Source organism: Thiothrix winogradskyi, assembly GCF_021650935.1.
Lineage (GTDB): Bacteria > Pseudomonadota > Gammaproteobacteria > Thiotrichales > Thiotrichaceae > Thiothrix > Thiothrix winogradskyi.
The window spans coordinates 1,269,161-1,291,399 of record NZ_CP091244.1; the positions used below are offsets into that span (position 1 = coordinate 1,269,161).

Genomic DNA, 22,239 nt, shown 5'->3' on the forward strand with positions numbered 1-22,239 from the left:
CATGCCGCTTTAAGGAAATAAGACCGCCGATGAGGATAAGAACAAATACGCTGAGGTTGCTGCTGGTGCTTGGCATTGTCGGCGGGATTCCTGCTGTGACGCAGGCAGCCGAAGTGGTGCGTGTGGAAACGGTGACGTCTTTGTCCAGCTCGGTGTTGGGAAGTACGGTTATTCCCTATCGGGAGGTTACGTTGTCTGCTCAAGTGCCGGGGGCAGTGAAATTTGTGGCGGGAGAGGCGGGTTCTGGCTTCAATCAGGGCGATGTGATTGTTCGCATAGATGAGTCGCAATTAACCGCGAAGCGCAATGCAGTGTTGGCGCAAATTGCGATTGCTCAGGCAGCCTTGCAAAATTCTCAGGCACAATATACCCGCGAATTGATTTCACCTCGCAGTAAAGACATTGGCGCAATGCCGGGTTTTGGTTTGCCTGCGATGTTTGACATGACGATGGTGCGACCGTTTGCTGATTCCATGATGGGTAACTATGACTCGGATATGGGGCGTTATTCGGACTTAATGAGCAGTGCTACCGGCGTTTCGCAGGCTCAAAGTAATTTGCAACAGGCGATGTCACAGTTGCAGGAAATTGATGCGGCGTTGGGTGATGCCAAGTCCGTAGCGCCGTTTGAAGGCATTGTGCTGGAAAAGTTGGTCGAAGTCGGTGATACGGTGCAGCCGGGGCAGCCATTGATTAAGTTTGGATATGTTAAATACAAGCGCTTGCAGGCAGATGTACCTTCCAGTTTGGTGAGTAATTTGCGCGAGGGTATGATTGTCCCGGCTAAGATTGACGGTAAAGCCTCGATTATGGTGAAACTCACACAAATTCATCCGGTTGCTGATCCCAGTCGTCATACGGTGATAGTAAAATTTGATTTGCCAGTCGATGCCGTAGCAGCACCCGGCATGTATGCTGAGGTATACTTGCCGGAAACAAACGTTGGTGATGCGAAGATTGTGGTCATTCCCAAAACAGCCTTGCTGCGCGGGCGTAGCCTGCCAAGTGTGCTGGTTGTGAAAAATGATAATACCTCCGAATTGCGCTTGGTGAGACTCGGTGCTGAACAAGAAGACGGTAAAGTAGAGGTGGTTTCCGGTTTAAGTGCAGATGAACGGGTGATTGATAAACCACCTGCCACTGCCGCATCGGGTTGGATGCCTTATGCAGAATAAAGATGAATATGATTTCCCCGCTAGGAATGTAATTAATTATGAATGATTCGCCGCACAATGCAGTAGCACCTCAGCACCCGCACCACAATTTGGGTATGGCGGGGGCGATGGCTAAAGCCTTTATTACTTCTCCGCTGTCGTTGTTGTTATTGCTGGCTTTCTTTGCCGTTGGTGTGTTGGGGATGTGGGTGACACCACGTCAGGAAGATCCACAAATTTCTGTACCGATGGTGGATATTTTCGTGCATTACCCCGGTGCGTCAGCACAAGAAGTGGAAAATCTCATTTCCCGTCCTTTAGAAAGCATTATGTCGGAAATGACCGGGGTAGATCATGTCTATTCCTATTCGGCGCGTGAGCAGTCGATGGTGACAGTGCAGTTTATTGTGGGGGAGGAGCTGGAGTCTTCACTGGTTAAACTATATGACAAGCTGGCTTCTAATAAAGACCGCATTCCCTTTGGGGTGCAAGAACCGCTAGTGAAGCCTAAAGGTGCAGATGATGTGCCATTGGTGACGCTAACGCTCTGGTCGAATCAGGTTGATGATGCCAATTTGCGCTTAGTGGCTTTGGATGTGCTGCAAAGTTTGCGTGAGGTCGAAAATACCAGTCAGAGCTTCATCGTGGATGGTCGCCATGAAGAGTTGAAAGTGGAAATTCTGCCGGAGCGTCTGGCAACATTTGGCGTGTCACTGGAGCAAGTGGCAAACGCTATCCGTATGGCAAACTCGGAGCGTAATACGGGGTCAGTTGAACCGGACGAGCGTGTCTTTAAGGTTTATAGCGGTGCATTTCTGAGTTCTGCCGAAGACGTTAAGCGCCTGATGGTAGCAGTGATTGATGGGCGACCGGTGTATGTGCGCGATGTGGCAACCGTTACCGAAGAGCCGAGTGATGCAGGGCGTTCGGTTGGGTATTACACCGGAAGTGTGGTGGCAGAGGATGCTGAAAAAGCCGATAACGCACCTGCCGTGACCTTGGCGATTGCTAAAAAACACGGCACGAATGGGGTGGATGTTGCTGAGGCGGTATTGGCAAAGCTGGAAGCACTGAAAGGCCGTATTATTCCCGATAACGTGAATGTTGAGGTAACCCGTAACTACGGTGAAACCGCGAAGGCCAAAGTTAATGAGTTAATTTTCAAGCTGTTCATTGCGACAGGCATTGTGACTGTCTTGGTTTGGTTCTTCTTGGGATTCCGTGCGGCGAGCGTGGTATTGATCGTTATTCCTGCGGTTATTACGACCACGGTATTTTCGGCATGGCTCATGGGCATGACCATTGACCGGGTGAGTTTGTTTGCTTTGATTTTCTCCATCGGGATTCTGGTGGATGATGCGATTGTGGTGGTGGAAAATATTTACCGGCGCTGGTTGCTGATCGAAAATACCGATGTTGACACCGCAGTCGATGCAGTGCGCGAAGTAGGCAACCCGACGATTTTGGCAACAGGCACCGTGATTGCGGCTTTGTTACCGATGGGCTTTGTCAGTGGCATGATGGGACCTTATATGCTGCCTATCCCGGTATTGGGTTCGGTAGCGATGGTGATCTCTTTGTTTGCGGCATTTGCATTTACGCCTTGGTTGACCAATCGCTTTAAGCCATCCTTGAAAAGTTTGCATGAGGCTGCGGAGAAAGAGCATAAGCAAGCAGCACGGATGGAGAAACTATTCCGTGGCATGATTGTGCCGTTGGTGACAGATAAGAAGAAAGGTTACGCCTTCTTGCTGGCTATTATCATGGTGTTTTTTGCATTCATGTTGTTGTTCTACCCGTTGAAATCGGTGCGGGTAAAAATGTTGCCGCTGGATAATAAGCCAGAATTCAACGTAGTCTTGAATATGCCAGAAGGTACTGCACTGCCCGTGACGGCAAACTTAGTGCATTCAATGGCAACCAAGTTGAAAGAAATTCCTGAAGTGACTGCGCTGCAAACCTATACAGGTACTGCTTCACCGTTTAACTTCAATGGTTTGGTGCGTCACTATTACTTGCGTCAGCAATCCTGGCAAGCTGATATTCAAGTGCAATTGACCGATAAGCACGACCGTAAGCGTACCAGCCATGAGATTGCAGTAGAGGCGCGTGCGTTGCTGCAACCCTTGCTGAAAGAGACCGGTGGTAAGTTGCAAGTGGTGGAAATGCCACCTGGCCCCCCGGTATTGCAGTCTGTCGTCGCCGAGGTGTATGGGCCGGATGCGAATACCCGTCGTCAAGTCGCGGCTGATTTGACCAAGCTGTTTGAGCAGGCGGAAAACCTGGATGACGTGGATAACCTGATGGAAGAGGATCATGACATCCTGCGTTTCATCGTGGATTCCGACAAAGCACAGCGTAATGGCATTACTGCTGAAACGGTCAATCGCACGCTGGAAATGGCAATGGGTGGTTTTATTCTTGGTGATATTAAGAAAAATGCCCTGATTGACCCGACCCGCATTGTGATGCAAGTGCCGTTGAGTGCGCGTTCACAGATTTACCGTTTGTCACAACTGCCAGTAACCAATCAGATTGGGCAGTTTGTGCCACTGCATGAATTGGGTACCTTTGTATTTGATAAGCAGGATAAGCCGATTTACCGTAAAAATTTACGGGCGGTTGAGTTTGTTACGGCTGAAACTGTCGGGCGCTTAGCCGCACCGGTATACGGTCAAGGGCAAGTGGAAACTTTGCTGGCAGAGTTTAATAATGGTGAAGGTTATCGTTCACCCGATGGCACGTTGTTGCTGAATGAGGCATACTGGTTGAAATCCCCTCAAGGTGTTGAAAGCAAGTCAGCCTTTGAGTGGGGTGGTGAGTGGACGGTGACGTGGGAAACGTTCCGGGATATGGGTATTGCATTTGCAGCCGCACTGGTGTTGATTTACATGCTAATTGTTGCGCAATTTGGTAACTTTACCCTGCCTGCGATTATTATGGCTCCGATTCCACTAACTTTGATCGGGATTGTGCCGGGTCATTGGCTGATGGATGCGGAATTCACCGCAACGTCCATGATTGGTTTCATCGCGTTGGCGGGAATTATTGTGCGTAACTCCATTTTGTTAGTGGATTTTGCCCGCGAGGCCGTACTCAGCGGTGAGACTGTACTGGAAGCGGTAATCCGTTCTTGTGAAGCGCGGACACGTCCGATTATTATTACCGCGCTGGCCTTGTTTGGTGGTTCAATGGTCATTTTGACAGACCCCATTTTCCAGGGCATGGCAGTATCACTGATTTTCGGCGGCGCAGTTGCAACCTTGCTCACCTTGTTGATTATCCCATTAGGGTGTATTAGTGCAGGTGATTCTTTGAGCGGGTTGCCGCCGTCTGGTGGTGGTAACAGTGGTGGTTCCCACGGTGGACGACACACCGGAACAGGTGATGCGCAAGCGGTAAAGTCCGGTAAAAGTATCGGGGCAGTCGCGCAGGATACGCTGGTCTACACAGGTATGTATTTGGTGTCGTTGGTGGGTAGCTTGGTGGTCGGCATCATCGGTATTTTTGCGGCATTGCGTAAGTTATTAAAAAAGCCTAAGACCAGAGAAACCATAAAACCGCAGGCAGTACGTCAGGAGCCAAAAAAACAAGCGGTTGCTCCAGCAGATGTAACACCACCAGCGGCTATAATACCGCCAGAGGTTGTAACGGAGACACCTAGTGACTCAGTACCAGAAAAAGCAAAGGCTGAGCTTGACAACACCACGCCACAACAAGATGAGACGCCTGTAGGTTCAGTAGAGCCTCAAGAGCGCAAAAAATCCTCCGCCAGGCGGGGCATAAAACTCAAGACGGATATTTAATCTGGAAGGAAGACAAGCATGACGATATTTAACAATAAGCAACGGGCTACCGCTGTTGCCGCAGTGGCAACATCTGCGGCGGTATTTCTGTTGAGTACCAATGTATGGGCGCAAGCGGCAGATTTACCACCGCCACCGCCTGGTCCTTTTATGACGGAAGGTTCTGAGCAGGTAGCAGGTTCTGCCACTGCGCCAGCGGCTCCTGTTGCACCAGCATCCCCCGCTGCCCCTGTTGCCCCTGTGGTTCCGGCTGCGCCTGCTGCGCCCCCAGCGCCTGTGGTTCCTGCTGCACCAGCATCCCCGGCTGCTCCTACAGCACCGGCGACCTCTGTTGCTCCGGCAGATGCTGCGGTTGCAGCGCCCGCAGTGACTGAGCTGAAAACACCAGAGGTTCCTGCTGCACCGGAAGCCAAAGCACCGGAAGCGCCTGTTGCCTCAGCGGCTCCAGAAGCCAAGGCACCGGAAGCGCCTGTTGCCTCAGCGGCTCCAGAAGCCAAGGCACCGGAAGCGCCTGTTGCCTCAGCGGCTCCAGAAGCCAAAGCACCGGAAGCGCCTGTTGCGCCCGCAGCACCTGTTGCCGCTATGCCAGCGCCAGAAACAGCGTCAGCTCCTGCGGCTACAGTGCCTCAAGTACCAGCTCAGCCAACCGCGCCCGCACAACCTGAAGTACCTACTCAGCCGGTAGCGCCAGCAGTGCCTGCACAACCCGAAGTACCTGCTGTACCAGCGGCTCCGGCACAACCTGCTGCGCCTGAAACTAAAGCAGCGCCTGATGTATCAGCCGCACCAACGCCGCCGCCAATGCCGCATCCGCCAGGTTCTTACTATTACCTGTATGCTATTCCAATGCCACAGGGTGTACCCGGTTACGGTAATGCTACAGAGGCAGTGCCTGCGCCGAATATGATGCCTCCTATGCAACTGCAACAAGGGCAGCCAGCGCCGCAGCAAATGCGTGTGCCAGACATGCCGCAAGGTGGCTACCCTATGCCAATGGGGAATGGTAACGCTAGTGGTCAAATGCCAATGCCACCACAGCAACCACCTGTGCAGCAATAATATACCTTACCTGTCGCCCGCCTGTGAGGGCGGGTTGCAGATGCAACCAAACGAAGAGAGCCTTGAATGATTACGTTGATTGGCAACCTCAAGGGTGGAACCGGTAAAAGCACCATAACGTTTAACCTAGCGTTGTGGGTAGCCACCCGCCACAATAAGCATGTGGTGGTATACGACCTTGACCCTCAAGGAACCACCTCCGACGCTTTTGAAATTCGTCAGGAAGAGGGTTTTTTGCCTGCCATTACGCCATTGACATCCGTCAGTGACTTGGGTGTACAAGACAGCAAGTCTGAAGTGTTGGTGGACATGGGGCTGGCTGATATGGCGGCGGTTGAAATGGCAATCAGTAAGGCAGAGCGCATTGTTGTACCAGTTGCACCGAGTCAGGCAGATATTTGGTCTACCCAGCGTTTCCTGAAAATGATTGCGGATATTCGTCAGGGACGTGCGGTTGAAATACTCGGTGTTATCAACAGGGCAGATACCCACCATGCAGTACGCGAAACCTTAGAAGCGGCTGAAGCCATGCAAATGTTGCCCGGCTTGAGCTTGTTGGAGCCGCGTCTGTATATGCGTACCACGTATCGGCGTTCGTTTAGTGAAGGTTTGGCAGTGTTTGAAATGGAGCCGCGTTCTAAGGCGGCATTGGAACTGGATGCATTGGGACGTGCTTTGTATCCTGTATAGACATTATTTTTAATAAATCTGGGGTTTTAAGGAGATTCAGATGCATATTTTTCGTTGGTTAATGAAACATCCGATTTTGCTGGCGTGGTTGCTGGCGGTTATTGCTATCCTGCTGAATTTCAGCGTGGGTACTAAATCAGTGGAACACGCTGACAAGGTTGCAACCAAACTTGGACAACCTGCTGCGGAACAGTCAGCCCATGCTGCTGCGCCAGCGGTAGTTGCGGAACAACAGCCCGTTCAAGCTGCTGCGCCAGCGGTAGTTGCGGAACAACAGCCGGAAAAACAGCCCGTTCAAGCTGCTGCGCCAGCGGTGGTTGCGGAACAGCAGCCCGTTCAAGCTGCTGCGCCAGCGGTAGTTGCGGAACAACAGCCCGTTCAAGCTGCTGCGTCAGCGGTGGTTGCGGAACAACAGCCTGTTCAAGCTGCTGCGCCAGCGGTAGTTGCGGAACAACAGCCTGTTCAAGCTGCTGCGCCAGCGGTAGTTGCGGAACAACAAACGCAAGCGGTTGCACCGGCTGTAGCTGGTACGCCAGCGGATTTGTTGCGTGCGGCACGTGAAGCGTACTGGGCAAATGAGTTGGATAGAGCAGCAGGTTTATACAATGATCTGCTCAAGCAAGCGCCTGATTCTTTAGAATATAAAGGTGAATTGGCGAACGTGTACTGGAAGCAGGGCAACGCACAGCAGGCAGCTACTTTGTTCGCCGAAGTCGCGCCCAAGCTTGCGGCACAGGGTCGTGTTACTGAAGCATTAAACATGAAGTTGTATGTGGATATGGTAAACCCTGAGCTTGCCAAGCAAATTGATGCTGCCCTAAAAAAATAAAACAGGGTAGGATTGTGTCAGTAGTTGCGCAGGATTAAGTTGCAATATCTTGACCTGCCACTACTGCTACATTGCATGTAAAAGAATAAGATTAGATCGCAAAGGATGTTTGGGAGATAACATTTATGAAAAACGCATCGGATAGTGCGTGATACGCATTCACAGTAGCCGGGGTGTCGTCTAGGGAGATAGTCGCGCCTCGAAATCAGGAGTTAGGTATGAAAACGAATGAAAAATCCGCAGGGATTAACGACATTGCAAATGAGTTGTACGATGTCGAGGATGAGTTGCAGGATTTTGAGGAGCGGCAGGTTAATGTAACCCGTACCTTGCAGATGATTGTCTATCCGGCAATGGTGGCTTTCATTATTCTTTCTGCCTATGGTTTTTATTTGGTTCAATCCTTGACCACGGATGTCCATCGTCTTACTTCAACTATTGAGAATATGCACACGTCAGTTGATACCAATATGACGAAAATGACGGATTCGATTGCATCCATGAACTCCCAGATGGGTAGCCTAGTGAACTCAACCAGTCAAATGACCAACAACATTGTTGGTATGAATAGCAGTACTCAAGATATGGCAGGCAACATTCAACAGATGAATGCCTCGACCCAAAATATGGCCGTTTCCACTTATAATATGCAGCGCGATATGTGGAGCATGAACAAAAATATTTCCGGGCCGATGAAAATGTTCAACAAATTCAGCCCATTTGGCAGTGATACGACCTCCCCTTACGTGGTTCCACCTCCCGCAGTTGCTACGCCGTACTATAATTATTACCCTTCACCAGCCGGTACGGTTGCGCAAGGCGTAGCGATCCAGCCGCAAGTTGTACAACCTGCGCCCGTCGCTCCGCAGCCAGTGGTGGAAACCCCTACGAGCCAACCCCCAGCGATTGACTCCACAACAGCAAAAGATGGACATAGTTCATTGATAACGGAAGATGATAAGTTCGCCTCCCTAGATATTAAAGGATAGATATGACACCAGCCAAGCGCATGGAGCAACGCCTGAAGCGGTTGCAGGAACACCTGAAACGTGAAAATCCGGTGTTAGTTGAGGCAGTCAACCAGTATCGTGAACTGGATGCTGTTGCCCAGAAGCTTGGCTTATTGCATGGCGGTGAGTCTTACGCGACGCAGATTTCATGGTGGCCGATGATTTCTATTTTAGGAACATTCTCGGCAGGTAAATCCAGTTTTATCAATACGTTTCTGGATATGGATTTGCAACGCACGGGCAATCAGGCGGTGGATGACCGTTTCACCGTGATTACCTTTAGCCCGGATAATCAGGTGCGTACCTTGCCTGGTTTGGCGCTGGATGGCGACCCACGCTTTCCTTTTTACCAAATCAGTGAAGATATTGAGCATGTCTCTAAGGGCGAGGGGGCGAAGATTGATAGTTATCTTCAGATGAAAGTCGCGCCCAGTGAAAAGCTTCGTGGCAAAATTCTGATTGATTCACCGGGGTTTGATGCCGACGAACAGCGTAAAGCCACCTTGCGGATCACTGACCACATTATTGAGCTTTCCGATTTGGTGATGGTGTTTTTTGATGCGCGTCACCCTGAGCCGGGGGCAATGCAGGATACCTTAGAACATCTGGTCAAAGGCGCGATGCGTCGCAATGACAGCAGCAAATTCCTGTTTATTCTTAATCAGATTGATACCTCGGCGCGTGAAGATAACCTTGAAGATGTCGTGTCGGCATGGCAAAAAGCTTTAGTGCAACAAGGGCTTTCTGCCGGTAGTTTCCATATTTTATTTAACGATAAACTCGCTGTACCCGTAGCCGACGGGAATGTCTGGGCGCGTTATGTGGCTAAGCGTGACGCAGATTACCAGCGTATTATGGCGCGGGTGGATGGGGTGAACATTGAGCGTGTTTACCGCATCGTGGGGGCGATGGAATCGCAAGCTAACGAGATTGAACAGCAAGCTATACCGCGTATTCGTGAGGCATTACAACGTTGGCGAAAACAAGTGCTGGCAGCAGATGCGTTGGTATTTGGCTTGTTAGCGGTGGCTTTGGTGGCGATGAGTATTGAGTTTGGTTATTGGGAAGGGTTGTTATTCAATCCACCTTGGCTGGCAGCATTTGCGGGTAACATTTGGGCAACTGCCGGGGTGGCGGCTGTTATCGTCCTGTTGGCGTTGGGACTGCATTACTGGATTCGCAAGCGCCTAGCAAAGCGGATTGCGGCAACGCTCAGTAAGAGCGAATCTTATGGCAATCTGTCAGCCGCTTTCCTGAAAAGCACCGCATTCTGGCGCAGTATTTTTCAATCGTCACCCGCAGGTTGGGGTGGCAGGACGCGGCGGCGTCTGGATGCCATTCGCCATGCGACTGATCGTTTTGTACAGCATTTGAATGATCGTTTTACTAGCCCTTCCGGTGAGCAGCATAAACCTAAATCTGCTTAGGGCATGTTGCCTGGGCATATTGTTATTGCTTGCCTCCTGTGAGCAGCGTAGCCCTGCATGGCATTTGGAAGGAATGCAGGGTACAGCGCTGTGGCACGTCACCCTCACGAATCCTCCTGCCACGCTGACCAAGGCCGAGTTACTCGCAGGCTTAAATCAAACCTTTGCGCAAACTAACCAATGGTTGGCGACGTGGGATGAGACCTCGGTATTGGCGCAATTTAACCATTATCAAGGGACTGACTGGTTTGCGGTTGCGCCAGAATTGGCACAATTGGTTGATCTTACCTTGCAACTCAGCCAGCAAAGCAATGGCGTATACGATGTAACGGTCGGACCGTTAATCAAATTATGGGGATTTAATTCGCATGATGGTTCAACCGCCGTGCCTGAGCAGGCGGCTATTGATGCGGCGCGGGCTAAAGTGGGCTACCAGAAATTGCAAGTGCGCCTTGAGCCACCGGCTTTACGTAAATCACAAGTGGATGTGCTAGTAAATCTTTCTTCAGTCGCAGACGGTTTCGCGGCTGATCAGGCAGGGCGCTACCTTGAATCGCTGGGTGTGCGCGATTACATGGTGGAAATGGCGGGAGAAGTACGTACCCGTGGCTTGAGTCCGCGCGGTGATGCTTGGCGTATTGCGATTGAGAAGCCGGTGGAAGAGGGACGGGTGATTCAGAAGGGTGTGAATTTGCAAGAGGCTGGTCTGGCAACTTCGGGAGATTACCGCAACTTTTTTGTCGCGGGGGGGAAGCGTTACTCGCATACCGTGAATCCGGCAACAGGCGCTCCGGTGACGCATAACCTTGCATCGGTATCCGTCGTGGCGGCGGATGCAACGTTAGCAGACGCTTATGCAACCTTACTGGTGGCGTTGGGTGAACGACAAGGCAAGATTTTTGCTGATACACACGGTATTAATGCGTATTTTATTTGGCGAACTGACCAAGGGTTTGAAACTGCCGATACAGTGGGTTTTCGGAAGGTATTGGGCGAAGAATAACAATGGTTGCTTTAAATGGTATAATTAATTACTTATATTCAATAAAAGCATCTAATTTTATGCGCGTGACTTCTTTTTGATCAGTTTCTATCTGTTTGTTTTTATTTGATTTTTCTCCATAAGGGTGCATTGCGGTGAAAATGTGCCAGCGATTTTTCTGGGCTGTGCTATAACCTTTTTTAGCCTGAGTGATTATGGCTGAAATTTCTTTGTTTAAGATATATTAGGATAATAGTTATGCCAGAAGTTTTTGCTCCCAAAGAAATCCCAGTAATTAAAAAAAGCGGCCTTGTGTTGGCGATGGTTTTGTGTGCATCCCTACTGAGTGCGTGTGATTGTGATGGTGATTGTGATGCGGGCAGCGCGAGCAGTGGGGTTAGTGCTACTACTCCTACTACTCCTACTACTCCTACTCCTCCTACTCCTCCTACTCCTGTTGTTACCCCTACGCCAGTGACACCAGTCGCGCCGGTAACGCCGCCAGCGGCAGCTAGATGCGCTGATCCTCGTTTCTGCAAGTTTGATAGCACTGGTGCTTTGCTGGATGACTCTGCAACGTCATGGTCTTGTGTGCAGGATAAGCTGCTTGGTAACTTCTGGGAAGTTAAGACTGATGATTCCGGTTTGCGTGATAAAGACTGGACGTATGCGAAAGCAGGTGCCGCAGGTGCTTGTAGTAGCACTTTGACAACGTGCTCGCCTGATGCGTATGTGGCTGCGGTGAATACGCCAACGACTAATCGCCCTTGTGGTCCTGCACGTGCTTGCCGTTTACCAACACATGCTGAATTAATCTACTTGGCTCTCCCTGCTGAAGCGTTTCCTCAGCCTGATGGTAATGCGAAGCGGTCGACGGTGGCTCGGAGTTATGCACCTGTTCCGGCATTTTTCCCAGATGCTGTTGCCGATGCTTTCTACTTTAACTCTTCGGATGCGCGGCAGGTGAACTATTCTGCGGTTATTCCGGCTGGCAGTGCATTCAACAATGTGTCCGATGAGGGCATGGCTCCCGCTGCTGGTCCTGAGTTGGCAGGTCATGTGCGTCTGATTTGTAATTAACAATCGTCAAGAAGGGACGGGGAGGATTTGTCCTCTTCGCCCTTTTAGCCGTTCACTACATCCAGTTGTCATAAAAATTATTACGTATGGATTAAAAAAACGGATTTTCCTTCGCCTTGTGCTATAAATATTATTGTTGCCTCTAAAGGGTGACTCATCGACTAATCAATTTATAGGGCAGGATAATGACTATGCTAACAACAGCACAATCCAACGTTAATTTGTTCAAGAAAAGCGGGCTTTTCTTGGCAGTTGCACTTTCCGCTTCTTTGCTGACTGCTTGTGGCGGCGGCGGTGGCACCACGACAATAACAACTGATACCACTCCAACGACACCGACTACTCCCACAACGCCAACGACGCCGACTACTCCCACAACGCCAACGACACCGACTACTCCTACCACCCCAACGGCAAAAACGTTTGCCAGCATGAATGCGACAGGTGGTAGTGTCGTACAAGGTATCGACCGAGTAGCTTGTGTGAAAGATAATTCACCTAATGGCAAAACATGGGAAATTAAAACGAATGAAGCCGCCGGAACGACACCGGATTTTCGTGATAAAGATTATGGCTATTTTTGGAAGGTGGGGACTGTTGGTGAGACAGGTATGCAAGCAGGGACAGCAGTGACGGCTAACTTGTTAAGCTCATTTCCTTGTCAAGCATCGGGTACAAATTTGACTAGATGTGATACGGACTCTTACATCAGAGCAGTTAACGCAGCTAGATTGTGTGGTAAGTCAAATTGGCGTTTACCGAGCAGAGATGAGTTAATGGGTTTGATCGATACAACACGTACCACCGCACCGTTCACGTATGCTGAATTTGTTGGTAGTACCTCATTTGACGCGGAAAATGCTGGTCAATTAATCCGTGGTTACTGGACATCTACGCCATCAGCGACAGCACCAGCGACTAATAGATTAGCGGTTAGCTTTTCTAGGAAAGATGGTGAGCGTGTGCAAGATCATCCAATGGGCGGGACGATCAACAATTACATTCGCCTGATCGCTGATTAATAACGGGTAGGTACAGTGACAGTATGTGGCGGCCTTAGTGCCGCCACAATTGTTTCTGTCACCACGATTTTTAGCCCATTTCCTGAATATTCCAGTTGCGTTGAACATTTTAAATAATCGCTGGTCATAATCGGTGATACAGGCATTGATACTCTTGTATCAAGTCGTGGACTCCTCCGACAATCTTCCTCCCCGCCACCAGACGGGGAGGTATTTTTCCTCCACAGCAATGAGGGCTACTGTGAAAATAATTCATTACTGTCTATCAGCGTTGCTCCTGTTCGCCGTGGCGGGATGTGATCGGCTGGAACAAGATATGCTATCCGCACCCGATGACACGTCGATTGACCGTTATGGCTTGGATACTGTGAAGCTGGGCGAAAAACGTCCAGAGGCAGTCAGGCAATTGCAAGCGTTACTTGATAAACCGATGCAATGCAAACCCGGTAAAACTGGCTTGGGCGACAAGCGCAAAGCTTACCGTTTGGAAGAATGCTCTGCCACGCCAGCCAATGGTAGTGTCGGTAAGTTATGGGATGAAAACCTCAGTTTTTTCAAAGCCGTTTTTGTGGAAGACCAGTTATGCAGTTTGGAATTGCAACTGAATACGACCGGCGATTACGAAGCGTTGTACGACGTGCACGGCAAGAAAATTCTGAATCTGTTTGGCAAGCCCGATGAGGCAAAAGCCACGGGTGTATTGTGGCAGCGTGAGACCGACGAAGCCACGCTCAAAGATTTAGGTGATGGCAAAGTTAGGCTGGAAATCCGCAATAAGCAAGTTATGCAAGCCTTGCATCACAAGGGATAAGGAAGGGCAAAGGGGCGGGCGGGGCATAATGTTGCTATGATACTGGTGTCATGGATTTACCAGTGTTGTTATGCCCCGCATTATTTTATTCAACAAACCGTTTGACGTACTCTGCCAATTTACCGATCAGGAAGGCAGGGTGACACTCGCCGACTACATTCCCGTGCCGGATGTTTACACCGCCGGGCGTCTCGATCGCGATAGCGAAGGCTTGCTGCTGTTAACCGATGATGGCAGTTTGCAACACCGTATTGCCGACCCTAAACACAAAACCAGCAAAACCTATTGGGTGCAAGTCGAAGGTGCGCCAACCGATGCCGATTTGCAGCCCTTACGCCAAGGCATTCGTTTGAAAGATGGCATGACCCGCCCGGCGGACGTGCGCGTGATGGCTGAGCCGCCCGGTTTGTGGGCGCGTGTGCCACCGATTCGGGTGCGCCAAAGCATTCCTGATTCTTGGCTGGAAATTACCATTAGTGAGGGGCGTAATCGGCAAGTACGGCGTATGACTGCGGCGATTGGTTTTCCTACCTTGCGTTTGATTCGTTATCGGATTGGTCAGTGGACCTTGGATGGTCTGGCAAGTGGGGAATGGCGTGAAATATCTATTTAGTATTCACACATGCCACTTCTTTTTGGCTGCCATCTTCAAAGTGCAAACGGCACATGGTGGCACTAACCGGTTCATTTTTGACAATGACTGGAACCTTGGCGCTGCTGGCAACGTCAACAGATGATGTGGTGTCAGCGATGCTGGCGGATGCAGCCATGAATAAAACAGCCGCTACGATTACTTTAAACATAACCTGAGTTCGGGATAAGCCATCCCTCAATTTAGATCACAACCAATGCTGATGTTTTTAAATCCAGTGCTGGTTTTTTATCTTGATAGGCATATGACACCAAGCCAGCAATGATGTTAATCATATAGTTAGTGAGTGAACGGTGGCGTGAATGCTCAATTTGTGAAATATTTTTCAACTGATCATTGATGGTTTCGATGATGCTCCGTTTACGCAACATCAGTGTATCGAACGTGTCACGCGCCACGGGTTTCATGTTTTTCTTCAGCGAGGTAATCCATTCAACCCCTTGCTCTGCCAACGATTCTGTCAATGCCTTGGAAATGTAGCCACGATCACCAAAGACTTTGCCGACCACTTTTTTCAGCAACGTGGGAACGGGCTTACGGTCATCGGTATTACCCGAAGTAATGGCAAACGATAAAATATTGCCGCAGTCATCCACGACCAAATGAAGTTTGAACCCATAAAACCAGCCTGTTGACGATTTACCCCGCCCTGCGTCTTTGCGAAAGGTGTGATGACGTGGAATACGCAAATTTTCACAGACTTTCAAGGGGTAGAGTCTATGAAGGCAATACCTCGCCCCGTTTCACAGCGTTGCTGCATAAACAGGGTTAGTGGCAAAAGAACACGCGGCATTAACTCAATAAAACGTTGATAACTAGGGAGTTGCGGGAAATGACCCTTAAGAAATACTTTGACATGACGCTCATAATACCACTTGAAAGTACGATACCCCACTTGGTGGTAATGCACCAAAATCGTCATGATTTCACTATCGCCAAGACCACTGTGGCGACGACGATGCCCGCCTTTCGGGGTCAATAACGTTTTGTTCCATTCGGGATGAAAGTCCTGACAAAAATCGTCAATGGCACAGAATAACCGTGTTAGCATCTCAGTAGCAGCCTTTGGTGGGGTCAATGTTGTGTGTGGTTACTCACATTCTCCCATGAAAGGCTGCGCCTTACCTTATCCCGAACTCAGGTTAAACATAACAAAACCCCTTTTAATAGTGATAAGCGCCGCAGTCGTTGGTAATGAATACTCTTGGCTGCTTGAGATGAATTATGAGTAAGTTATTGTGTGAATTCTGTGATAATAAACACGTTATTTAAAATAATTTTTTAAATTTTTTTGGGGAATAATAAGGCAAAAATACTGGGAGATGACCGGAAAAAATAATCCCCGCCCCCTCTCAGGAGTCGATCAGAGAGGTAAAGCGGGGATGCAAAAACCGTGTTGACGCGGTGTTGGTTTACTTGCAAGCAACGTCTTTGGTGCTGGCATTTTCAAAATGCAGGCGGCACAGCCCCGGTGCAATGGCTTCATTTTGAACAATAACTTGGATGCTGTTTTTGGCGACAGGAGCCGATGTCAGTTGATCAGAGCTTGCAACCGCAGCAAAAACAGTCAGTGATAAAGTGAGTGTGACGGCAAACTTGAACATGTTCCTCGCTCCTATGCTACGGTTTAATCAGGTCATCTGGCATTAATGGGTTGCAGTGATTGCATGGGAGGAATTATCTCCCAACTATTAAGCGTTTTCTGTGATGGCTAACACGTTTTGCAAGATTTACCCCAGATTTTTACGTTAGCGTGACAAATCAAGCTCAGTTTGGTAGACGGTGGTTTGCACGGCATACAGCCCTAACAGGCTATGTGGCAAGTGGTCGTGCGATAATTTCGCTTGTTTTTTGTTTTGTAGCAGTGACCATGCTTGCGGGTTTTGCTGCCAATAGCTTTCGGGTCGCCATAAAAACATGGGGATGTGGGTTTGTGCTTTAGGCGCGAGCAAGTAAGGCAAGCCGTGCAAGTAAATGCCATTTTCACCCAACGATTCCCCGTGATCAGATGCATACAGCAGGAACGTATCGGCTTGGTCGCTGTGTGATTTTAGCCAGTCAATGGTTTTGCTGAGCACGTAATCGGTATACAAAATGGTGTTGTCATACGCATTAATCACCTCGGCTGAGGAGCAGGTATGTGGGGTGTCGTGTTGGCAATACGGCTGAAATTGCGCAAATTCAGGCGGGTAACGTTTGTGGTACGTGGGGCCGTGGCTGCCCAGTGTATGCAAGACAATTAACACGTCCTGATCCCCCGCTAGGTAACGTGGCAAATCGGTGAGCATCGCTTCATCGTAATAACCGTGGTCGCTGTACAGATCATCGTTTGGATTGGCGTTTTGGGTCATGTTGGTGTTTTCAATGCGGGTACACACGCCTTTGCAACTGGAATTGTTGTCAATCCAAACCACTTTCACACCCGCGTGTTGCAGCACATCCAATACGTTCGATTGCTTATCGGCTGCTTCGGGGGAGTAATCGGCTTGTCCAAGAAACGAAAACATACAGGGTACGGAATAAGCGGTGGATGTACCGCACGAGGTGACGTTTTGAAAATTGACTAAGGCTTGCTGACTTAAACGCGGATTTGTGAGGCGGGCATAACCATTTAGGGAAAAGTGATCAGCACGGGCAGTTTCCCCGATAACCATAATGCCGATGGTGCGGCGTGGGGTTGATTTTTGTTGGTAAGCATCCGTGCCGAGGGTGACAAAAGGTTGTGTTTGCCCCGCGTGAAAAGTCTTGAAGTAGCGATAACTCGAATGCAGCGCGAATAACGGGGTGATATACACTTTCAACTCTGCGTTCTCACGGGAGAAAAATGTCGCGTATTTGTTATTCACCACAAACAAGCCAGTCGCGATGACTACCAAGCCCACGGCATAGGCAGTGCGGATGCCAGCGCCGTGCCACCAGTGCCGATGGCGTTTTACGGGTATTAGTGCAATCGCAAGACTGGGTACTATTCCCCACAGTAATAGGTGCAGGATGAGGGGTAGGGAGAGGAGTTCACGGGCTTCTTGCTGATTATTGTCGCGCACGGTTTCGGCGGTGTTACGGATCATATCCATATCAAACACAATCCCCAGTTAATCGGTGAAATAGCTCAATGTTGCTGCCAACATCACCACGCTCATTAAGAGTGGCTTGAGCAAAATGCTTTGCGCCAGTAGTAACAGCGGCAAACCCAACAGAGCCAGCATCACCGCAAACAACGTGACCACAAACCCACCCGCATCCCATGAGAAGACGTTGAGGCGTGAATGCAATTCTGCAAATAAGGTTTGGTTGTAAGCCACTGTCACAAACAAGGCTACAACAGTAATGAGACGGGCAGGAGACCAGGGGAATTTCAAAAACACGGTGATGCCAGAGTATTGCTAAAAACTGCGCATTCTAACAGTAATCAAGCTGAATGAATCCGGCGAATGTCTTATTTGGGGGGTATGCTGGGCAATAGTTGCCGCTTGTGATCCATGGGATAAACCGTGTAAGCCGTTTGGCTGATGCATTGGCTTACGGTTTGTGAGGTTTGTCGGTTGGTAACAAGGGATATTTCCCGCAAGCTACTTCAACGAACACAATTTACGTTGAACCTAGGAGAAATACCATGTCTGACACGATGTCCCGTTACAAACCGTTCCCTATCGCCTTGCATTGGCTGACCTTGCTGCTGTTGATTGCAGTGTATGCCTGCATTGAGTTGCGGGAGTTTTATCCCAAAGGCAGTGACCCGCGCAATGCCCTGAAAAGCTGGCATTTCATGCTGGGCTTGAGCGTCTTTGGTTTGACCTTGCTGCGTTTGGTCATGCGTTGGATGAACCCACCACCAGCCAAGGCAGCATCTATTGGGTATTGGCAACGGTTATTTTCAAGCGTAATGCATGTTGCGCTGTATGCCTTGTTGCTGGCGATGCCGATGTTGGGCTGGGCGGTGCTGAGTGGCGAAGGCAAAGCGGTGATCTGGTTGGGGTTGGAATTGCCTGCACTGATCGCGCCTGACAAGGCATTGGCGGAATCGCTGAAGGGCTTGCATGAGATTGTTGGGACCAGCGGTTATTTCCTAATTGGCTTCCATGCTCTGGCGGGGGTTTATCACCATTACTTCCAGCGTGACAACACCTTGCTGCGGATGTTGCCCGCGTGCAGCAATTCCCGCTATCCATCGGTAATCAGAGCTTCGCAGGCTTGCGAGGGCTTTGATTTTTACGGGCACAACCATACCCTCCAAGCCCTGAAAGCCTGCCCGAATACCGCCTGACTTTTGCATAACCCAACACCCTGTTGGAAAACCCCAGCGTACCCTCAAGCCTGATTTTCATCCGCTGCGAATGCCTTTGGGTGTCAGGTCAGCATGTTCATAACCCCAAATGATGGCAGCATAGAAGGACTCCCAATCGCTAATCAGATGCTCACGGAACATCCCACGCATCTTCTCCCACAATGCGGTACGGCTCTGTAAGCGGGTGCGGGCGGCTTGGAAGTACTGGCAGCAAGCTTCCTGAATCTGGTCGATCAGGAAGGCCAACATCATCAGGGTGGCGAACACAGTGGAAAGATGTTGCTTGCCATGACCGTAATTATGTTCGAGGTTGTAACCGAGGTTTTTAAGGGTGTTAAAGGTTTCGTTCTCCACCTTCCAGCGGGAACGGCTGCGCGTACCACATCCGCCACGTTGTCGGCGGTGAGGGGATGTCAGTCACGCAGTCATAGATAAAGGTTGTACCGTCGGGGCGTTCCTCCAGTAGTCGATGTAGTTGACCCGCACGTCTTGGTTGGCATGGTTGAGCGGGATGTCGTTGGCATAACGGTAGCCACACCGTAACTTTTTGCTTGTCGTGCCTGCCAATTCTTGGGTGCTGCCATTGGCTAACCCGTCCAATACCGTCTTCAGTAATAGGCTGCCACTACGGGCTTTGGCGGTAATGATAAAGCTGTAACCGTTTGACTTCAGAAGACGGATGTGCGGTGCATTGCAGGAAAGGGCATCTTGCAGCAGGATCATCTCCATGCGCGGGAAGTCTTGGCGCAACTGGGGGATGAGCCGTTTAGAGGCATTGTGTTCGCAATCATTTTTCTTGCTGCCATCCTGCTTGGTGATGGCCTCTGGGAAAAAGGGTAATACGGTATTCTTGTCAGGGTGAACCAGCACTGCCGCCAGCATCTGGTGGTAATACTCCTCACGTCCGTCCTTGTGTGTCTTAATGCAACAATCCGGGCAAGAGATAGCCCCAGAGCTAAAAATACCTGTTCCATCAATACTGACTAAATACTTTCCTGAGAAAACGGTAGCCTTCCAGTATGCCTTGCCGTTGCAGTTCCTGATGGATGGCGCGGAATACCGGGCGCAGACGCTGCGGTTTTACCCGTCCAATACCGTGCGCATTTGGCTGTCACAGGGAGCATCGGGGATGCCAAACAGGGTTTTCAGGTTGTGCCGTCGTGCCTTGTCCCCGCGCTGTTTGTCAAACTGCAACAGTGAGCCGTCTTTCAACGAAAATAGGGCAAGCCCTGACATCAACACGTCAACCAAGGGATAGTCGGGTTTGGTTTTGCGGTGGTCAGTGACTTCACTGAAACAGCCGCGCACACGTTCCAGCAATCCGGGGGCTGAGAGAGTCTTGCGTAGCTTCAGGCTACCGACAAGAGGCAGGGGAGGTGGTTTTGCAGGCATTTCGTTGCACAGTGACTCGTTTTACAAGACCATGATTATACAGTCATTTTAAGATCGGCGGGAATTGCTGGCCCGCGCGTGGATAAACGGGGTGTGGTACATGTGTGCCGCCTTATCGCGCAAATGTCTCAGGTGGTAATTCTGGCAGCAATGCGGCTTTGACAGGGGGGTAATTTTGGGACTAAATTCCCAAATTATGGAAAACATACTGAAGTACGCCATTCGCCACATCCTAAAGCCGCTGGTGCGCATCCTGCACCGGAAGGGTGTGGCTGTGGGTGAGCTGAACGAGATGTTGAAGCAGATTTACGTGGAGGTCTCCGAAGACGTGTTGGCAGCAGCGGGTGAACGTCCTACTACCTCAAGGATTGCGATTGCTACCGGGTTGACCCGCAAGGAAGTTGCCCAGTTACGGCAGGCAATGGCAGTGGACGGGGATGCGCCTACCGGAAGCTATAACCGGGGAGCGCGGGTCATGACAGGCTGGCTGGCTGATGCCGAATTTCTGGATGTTGAGGGGAAACCGGCGCACTTGCCGCTGCACGGTGAGCGCGGCAGTTTTGCAGCGTTGGTCAGTCGCTACAGCGGGGATATGCCGACTCGCGCCATGTTTCAGGAAATGGAACGGGTAGGGGCGGTGCAACGGGATGCGGCGGGGCAGGTGCAATTGATGGCGGCTGGCTACATTCCGCATTCGGATGAGGCAGAAAAGCTGTCGATTTTGGGAACTGACGTGGCAGCCCTGATGAATACCATCGCTCATAACCTGACAACTCAGGAACGCAGCCAACTGCATTTCCAGCGCAAGGTCAGCTATGACAATTTACCCGTGGAAGCATTGCCGGTTTTCAAGGCAATGGTTGCTAGGGATGGGCTGGATTTGCTCATCAAATTCAATGCATACCTCGCTACCCAAGACCGGGACAGCAATCCGCAGGTTGAGGGTACGGGCTGTATGCGTGCCGGGGTCGGCATTTACTATTTCGAGGAGCCGGTTGCCGCGCAGCCAGAGGACAGGAACAGCAATGACGTTTAAAACAGGATTTGTCACTTTATTGCTAGGAACGCTGTTGATGGCGTGTGGCGAAAGCAACTTCACGCAGCTTGCGACGGGTGGCATTGGCGGCACAGGAATTTCGAGCGGGCCGATTACCGGTTTTGGGAGCATTGTTGTCAATGGCGTGAAATACGACATTGATCAGGCGACCCTGATTCGCAATGGTCAGCCTGCCAACGGGCAGAACGAGTACCGCATTGGTGAATACGTCACTGTCAAAGGCCAGATTAACCCCGATGGTGTGACGGGCAAAGCCAGCGAGGTGGCATTCAGCAATGAACTGGAAGGCACGGTCACGCATGTTTCCACCGATGGGGTCACGGTTGGCATTATGGGTCAGGTGATTCGGGTCAATGCCCTGACGGTGTTCCACGGTTTTACCCTGCTTGCCGAGCTGATGATTGGCAATGTGGTGGAGGTTTCCGGGGTGCGCGACGGGCAGGATGTATTGGTAGCAACCAGCATTACCCTCAAACAAACAAATTATGTGCCGGGTGCTACGCTGGAAGTCAAAGGCATCATCCGCCAGTTGGATGTACTGAATAAGACGTTCCAAATGGGAGGGGTGACCGTGGATTATTCGCAGGCGCTGCTGGAGGATTTTGGGGCGGTGGCGCTTGCCAATGATCAGTATGTGGAAGTGAAAACCCTTCAGCCACTGCAAGGTAGCAAGCTACAAGCCAGCAAGGTGGAACTCGAAGATGACCACGACCGCCTTGATACGGGTGTGGAGGTGGAATTGGAAGGAGTGGTCACGCGCTTTGTTTCCATCGCTGATTTCAGCGTCAATCGGCAAGCCGTGGTAACGACGGCGAATACCGAATTCGAGGATGGTGCTGCCAGTGCGCTGCGCTTAAACGCCTTGGTGGAAGTAGAAGGGCAAATCAATGCACAAGGCGTGTTGGTGGCGGATGAAGTATCACTCAAAGATTTTGGTTTTTAAAAAAATGCCCCGGTATTACGAGTACCGGAGCATTCAACAA

At 50.4% G+C, this 22,239-nt stretch carries 21 protein-coding genes and 2 pseudogenes; 15 read left to right on the forward strand and 8 right to left on the reverse strand.

Features of this window, described 5'->3' with window-relative positions; translation table 11 throughout:
• Positions 1 to 29: 29 nt before the first annotated feature.
• From L2Y54_RS06445 to L2Y54_RS06500, 12 genes are all read left to right on the forward strand, one after another.
• Positions 30 to 1,175 (forward strand): efflux RND transporter periplasmic adaptor subunit, encoded by a 1,146-nt coding sequence (locus tag L2Y54_RS06445; RefSeq protein WP_236500981.1) that lies wholly within the window; start codon positions 30 to 32, stop codon positions 1,173 to 1,175.
• A 38-nt stretch (positions 1,176 to 1,213) separates the two neighbouring features.
• A complete protein-coding gene (locus L2Y54_RS06450) occupies positions 1,214 to 4,960 on the forward strand; it encodes an efflux RND transporter permease subunit (protein WP_236500982.1) in 3,747 nt (1,248 codons plus the stop codon).
• 18 nt (positions 4,961 to 4,978) lie between these two features.
• Positions 4,979 to 6,019: a hypothetical protein gene (locus L2Y54_RS06455; RefSeq protein ID WP_236500983.1), complete on the forward strand. Its 1,041-nt coding sequence runs from the start codon at positions 4,979 to 4,981 to the stop codon at positions 6,017 to 6,019.
• Positions 6,020 to 6,085: 66 nt separating this feature from the next.
• Complete coding sequence (locus L2Y54_RS06460; protein WP_236500984.1) at positions 6,086 to 6,709, forward strand: nucleotide-binding protein; 624 nt, start codon at positions 6,086 to 6,088, stop codon at positions 6,707 to 6,709.
• 40 nt (positions 6,710 to 6,749) lie between these two features.
• Positions 6,750 to 7,538 carry a tetratricopeptide repeat protein gene (locus tag L2Y54_RS06465; RefSeq protein WP_236500985.1) on the forward strand — a complete coding sequence of 263 codons (789 nt, stop codon included), beginning with the start codon at positions 6,750 to 6,752 and terminating at the stop codon, positions 7,536 to 7,538.
• Positions 7,539 to 7,756: 218 nt separating this feature from the next.
• Positions 7,757 to 8,527, forward strand: a complete 771-nt coding sequence (locus tag L2Y54_RS06470; protein WP_236500986.1) for a DUF3824 domain-containing protein — start codon at positions 7,757 to 7,759, stop codon at positions 8,525 to 8,527.
• 2 nt (positions 8,528 to 8,529) lie between these two features.
• Positions 8,530 to 9,975 (forward strand): dynamin family protein, encoded by a 1,446-nt coding sequence (locus tag L2Y54_RS06475; protein WP_236500987.1) that lies wholly within the window; start codon positions 8,530 to 8,532, stop codon positions 9,973 to 9,975.
• Between the two features lie 25 nt (positions 9,976 to 10,000).
• Positions 10,001 to 10,978, forward strand: coding sequence for an FAD:protein FMN transferase (locus tag L2Y54_RS06480; protein WP_236500988.1), 978 nt, complete (start codon positions 10,001 to 10,003; stop codon positions 10,976 to 10,978).
• A 237-nt stretch (positions 10,979 to 11,215) separates the two neighbouring features.
• Positions 11,216 to 12,037 (forward strand): hypothetical protein, encoded by an 822-nt coding sequence (locus L2Y54_RS06485; RefSeq protein ID WP_236500989.1) that lies wholly within the window; start codon positions 11,216 to 11,218, stop codon positions 12,035 to 12,037.
• Between the two features lie 191 nt (positions 12,038 to 12,228).
• Positions 12,229 to 13,059 carry an Lcl C-terminal domain-containing protein gene (locus tag L2Y54_RS06490; protein WP_236500990.1) on the forward strand — a complete coding sequence of 277 codons (831 nt, stop codon included), beginning with the start codon at positions 12,229 to 12,231 and terminating at the stop codon, positions 13,057 to 13,059.
• A 241-nt stretch (positions 13,060 to 13,300) separates the two neighbouring features.
• Positions 13,301 to 13,870, forward strand: coding sequence for a hypothetical protein (locus L2Y54_RS06495; protein WP_236500991.1), 570 nt, complete (start codon positions 13,301 to 13,303; stop codon positions 13,868 to 13,870).
• A 70-nt stretch (positions 13,871 to 13,940) separates the two neighbouring features.
• Positions 13,941 to 14,483 carry a pseudouridine synthase gene (locus L2Y54_RS06500; protein WP_236500992.1) on the forward strand — a complete coding sequence of 181 codons (543 nt, stop codon included), beginning with the start codon at positions 13,941 to 13,943 and terminating at the stop codon, positions 14,481 to 14,483.
• On the opposite strand, the gene L2Y54_RS06505 is transcribed toward L2Y54_RS06500, so the two are convergent.
• The 5 genes and pseudogenes from L2Y54_RS06505 to L2Y54_RS06530 form a co-directional block, all read right to left on the reverse strand.
• Positions 14,476 to 14,673 (reverse strand): hypothetical protein, encoded by a 198-nt coding sequence (locus tag L2Y54_RS06505; protein WP_236500993.1) that lies wholly within the window; start codon positions 14,671 to 14,673, stop codon positions 14,476 to 14,478. The genes L2Y54_RS06500 and L2Y54_RS06505 overlap by 8 nt on opposite strands.
• Before the next feature lie 31 nt (positions 14,674 to 14,704).
• Positions 14,705 to 15,573, reverse strand: a pseudogene (locus L2Y54_RS21975) (IS982 family transposase).
• A 361-nt stretch (positions 15,574 to 15,934) separates the two neighbouring features.
• Positions 15,935 to 16,126, reverse strand: coding sequence for a hypothetical protein (locus L2Y54_RS06520; RefSeq protein ID WP_236500994.1), 192 nt, complete (start codon positions 16,124 to 16,126; stop codon positions 15,935 to 15,937).
• A gap of 144 nt (positions 16,127 to 16,270) precedes the next feature.
• Positions 16,271 to 17,596, reverse strand: a complete 1,326-nt coding sequence (locus L2Y54_RS06525; RefSeq protein WP_236500995.1) for a phosphoethanolamine transferase — start codon at positions 17,594 to 17,596, stop codon at positions 16,271 to 16,273.
• 18 nt (positions 17,597 to 17,614) lie between these two features.
• Positions 17,615 to 17,887: a hypothetical protein gene (locus L2Y54_RS06530; RefSeq protein WP_236500996.1), complete on the reverse strand. Its 273-nt coding sequence runs from the start codon at positions 17,885 to 17,887 to the stop codon at positions 17,615 to 17,617.
• Positions 17,888 to 18,135: 248 nt separating this feature from the next.
• On the opposite strand from L2Y54_RS06530, the gene L2Y54_RS06535 reads away from it, so the two are divergent.
• Entirely contained in the window at positions 18,136 to 18,786 is a 651-nt protein-coding gene (locus tag L2Y54_RS06535; protein WP_236500997.1) for a cytochrome b, read from the forward strand.
• Positions 18,787 to 19,049: 263 nt separating this feature from the next.
• Here L2Y54_RS06535 and L2Y54_RS21845 read toward each other — a convergent pair.
• The 3 genes and pseudogenes from L2Y54_RS21845 to L2Y54_RS06550 form a co-directional block, all read right to left on the reverse strand.
• Positions 19,050 to 19,217 (reverse strand): annotated as a pseudogene (locus L2Y54_RS21845) (ISNCY-like element ISAtsp9 family transposase); the annotation flags it as partial.
• A gap of 7 nt (positions 19,218 to 19,224) precedes the next feature.
• Positions 19,225 to 19,689, reverse strand: coding sequence for a hypothetical protein (locus L2Y54_RS06545; RefSeq protein WP_236500999.1), 465 nt, complete (start codon positions 19,687 to 19,689; stop codon positions 19,225 to 19,227).
• A 198-nt stretch (positions 19,690 to 19,887) separates the two neighbouring features.
• Positions 19,888 to 20,199, reverse strand: coding sequence for a hypothetical protein (locus L2Y54_RS06550; RefSeq protein WP_236501000.1), 312 nt, complete (start codon positions 20,197 to 20,199; stop codon positions 19,888 to 19,890).
• Positions 20,200 to 20,395: 196 nt separating this feature from the next.
• On the opposite strand from L2Y54_RS06550, the gene L2Y54_RS06555 reads away from it, so the two are divergent.
• Positions 20,396 to 21,235 carry a DUF6502 family protein gene (locus L2Y54_RS06555; RefSeq protein ID WP_236501001.1) on the forward strand — a complete coding sequence of 280 codons (840 nt, stop codon included), beginning with the start codon at positions 20,396 to 20,398 and terminating at the stop codon, positions 21,233 to 21,235.
• On the forward strand, positions 21,225 to 22,199 hold the full coding sequence (locus L2Y54_RS06560; protein WP_236501002.1) for a DUF5666 domain-containing protein: 975 nt from the start codon (positions 21,225 to 21,227) through the stop codon (positions 22,197 to 22,199). Before L2Y54_RS06555 ends, L2Y54_RS06560 begins: the two co-directional genes overlap by 11 nt.
• Positions 22,200 to 22,239 lie beyond the last annotated feature (40 nt).

Coding starts and splice junctions, on each gene's coding strand:
- L2Y54_RS06460 (WP_236500984.1), top strand. CDS start 6,086: ATGATTACGTTGATTGGCAACCTCAAGGGTGGAACCGGTAAAAGCACC.
- L2Y54_RS06560 (WP_236501002.1), top strand. CDS start 21,225: ATGACGTTTAAAACAGGATTTGTCACTTTATTGCTAGGAACGCTGTTG.
- L2Y54_RS06545 (WP_236500999.1), bottom strand. CDS start 19,689: ATGCTGGCGGCAGTGCTGGTTCACCCTGACAAGAATACCGTATTACCC.
- L2Y54_RS06525 (WP_236500995.1), bottom strand. CDS start 17,596: ATGGATATGATCCGTAACACCGCCGAAACCGTGCGCGACAATAATCAG.
- L2Y54_RS06520 (WP_236500994.1), bottom strand. CDS start 16,126: ATGTTCAAGTTTGCCGTCACACTCACTTTATCACTGACTGTTTTTGCT.
- L2Y54_RS06445 (WP_236500981.1), top strand. CDS start 30: ATGAGGATAAGAACAAATACGCTGAGGTTGCTGCTGGTGCTTGGCATT.
- L2Y54_RS06535 (WP_236500997.1), top strand. CDS start 18,136: ATGTCTGACACGATGTCCCGTTACAAACCGTTCCCTATCGCCTTGCAT.
- L2Y54_RS06555 (WP_236501001.1), top strand. CDS start 20,396: ATGGAAAACATACTGAAGTACGCCATTCGCCACATCCTAAAGCCGCTG.
- L2Y54_RS06490 (WP_236500990.1), top strand. CDS start 12,229: ATGCTAACAACAGCACAATCCAACGTTAATTTGTTCAAGAAAAGCGGG.
- L2Y54_RS06505 (WP_236500993.1), bottom strand. CDS start 14,673: ATGTTTAAAGTAATCGTAGCGGCTGTTTTATTCATGGCTGCATCCGCC.
- L2Y54_RS06470 (WP_236500986.1), top strand. CDS start 7,757: ATGAAAACGAATGAAAAATCCGCAGGGATTAACGACATTGCAAATGAG.
- L2Y54_RS06485 (WP_236500989.1), top strand. CDS start 11,216: ATGCCAGAAGTTTTTGCTCCCAAAGAAATCCCAGTAATTAAAAAAAGC.
- L2Y54_RS06455 (WP_236500983.1), top strand. CDS start 4,979: ATGACGATATTTAACAATAAGCAACGGGCTACCGCTGTTGCCGCAGTG.
- L2Y54_RS06465 (WP_236500985.1), top strand. CDS start 6,750: ATGCATATTTTTCGTTGGTTAATGAAACATCCGATTTTGCTGGCGTGG.
- L2Y54_RS06450 (WP_236500982.1), top strand. CDS start 1,214: ATGAATGATTCGCCGCACAATGCAGTAGCACCTCAGCACCCGCACCAC.
- L2Y54_RS06500 (WP_236500992.1), top strand. CDS start 13,941: ATGCCCCGCATTATTTTATTCAACAAACCGTTTGACGTACTCTGCCAA.
- L2Y54_RS06550 (WP_236501000.1), bottom strand. CDS start 20,199: ATGCCTGCAAAACCACCTCCCCTGCCTCTTGTCGGTAGCCTGAAGCTA.
- L2Y54_RS06475 (WP_236500987.1), top strand. CDS start 8,530: ATGACACCAGCCAAGCGCATGGAGCAACGCCTGAAGCGGTTGCAGGAA.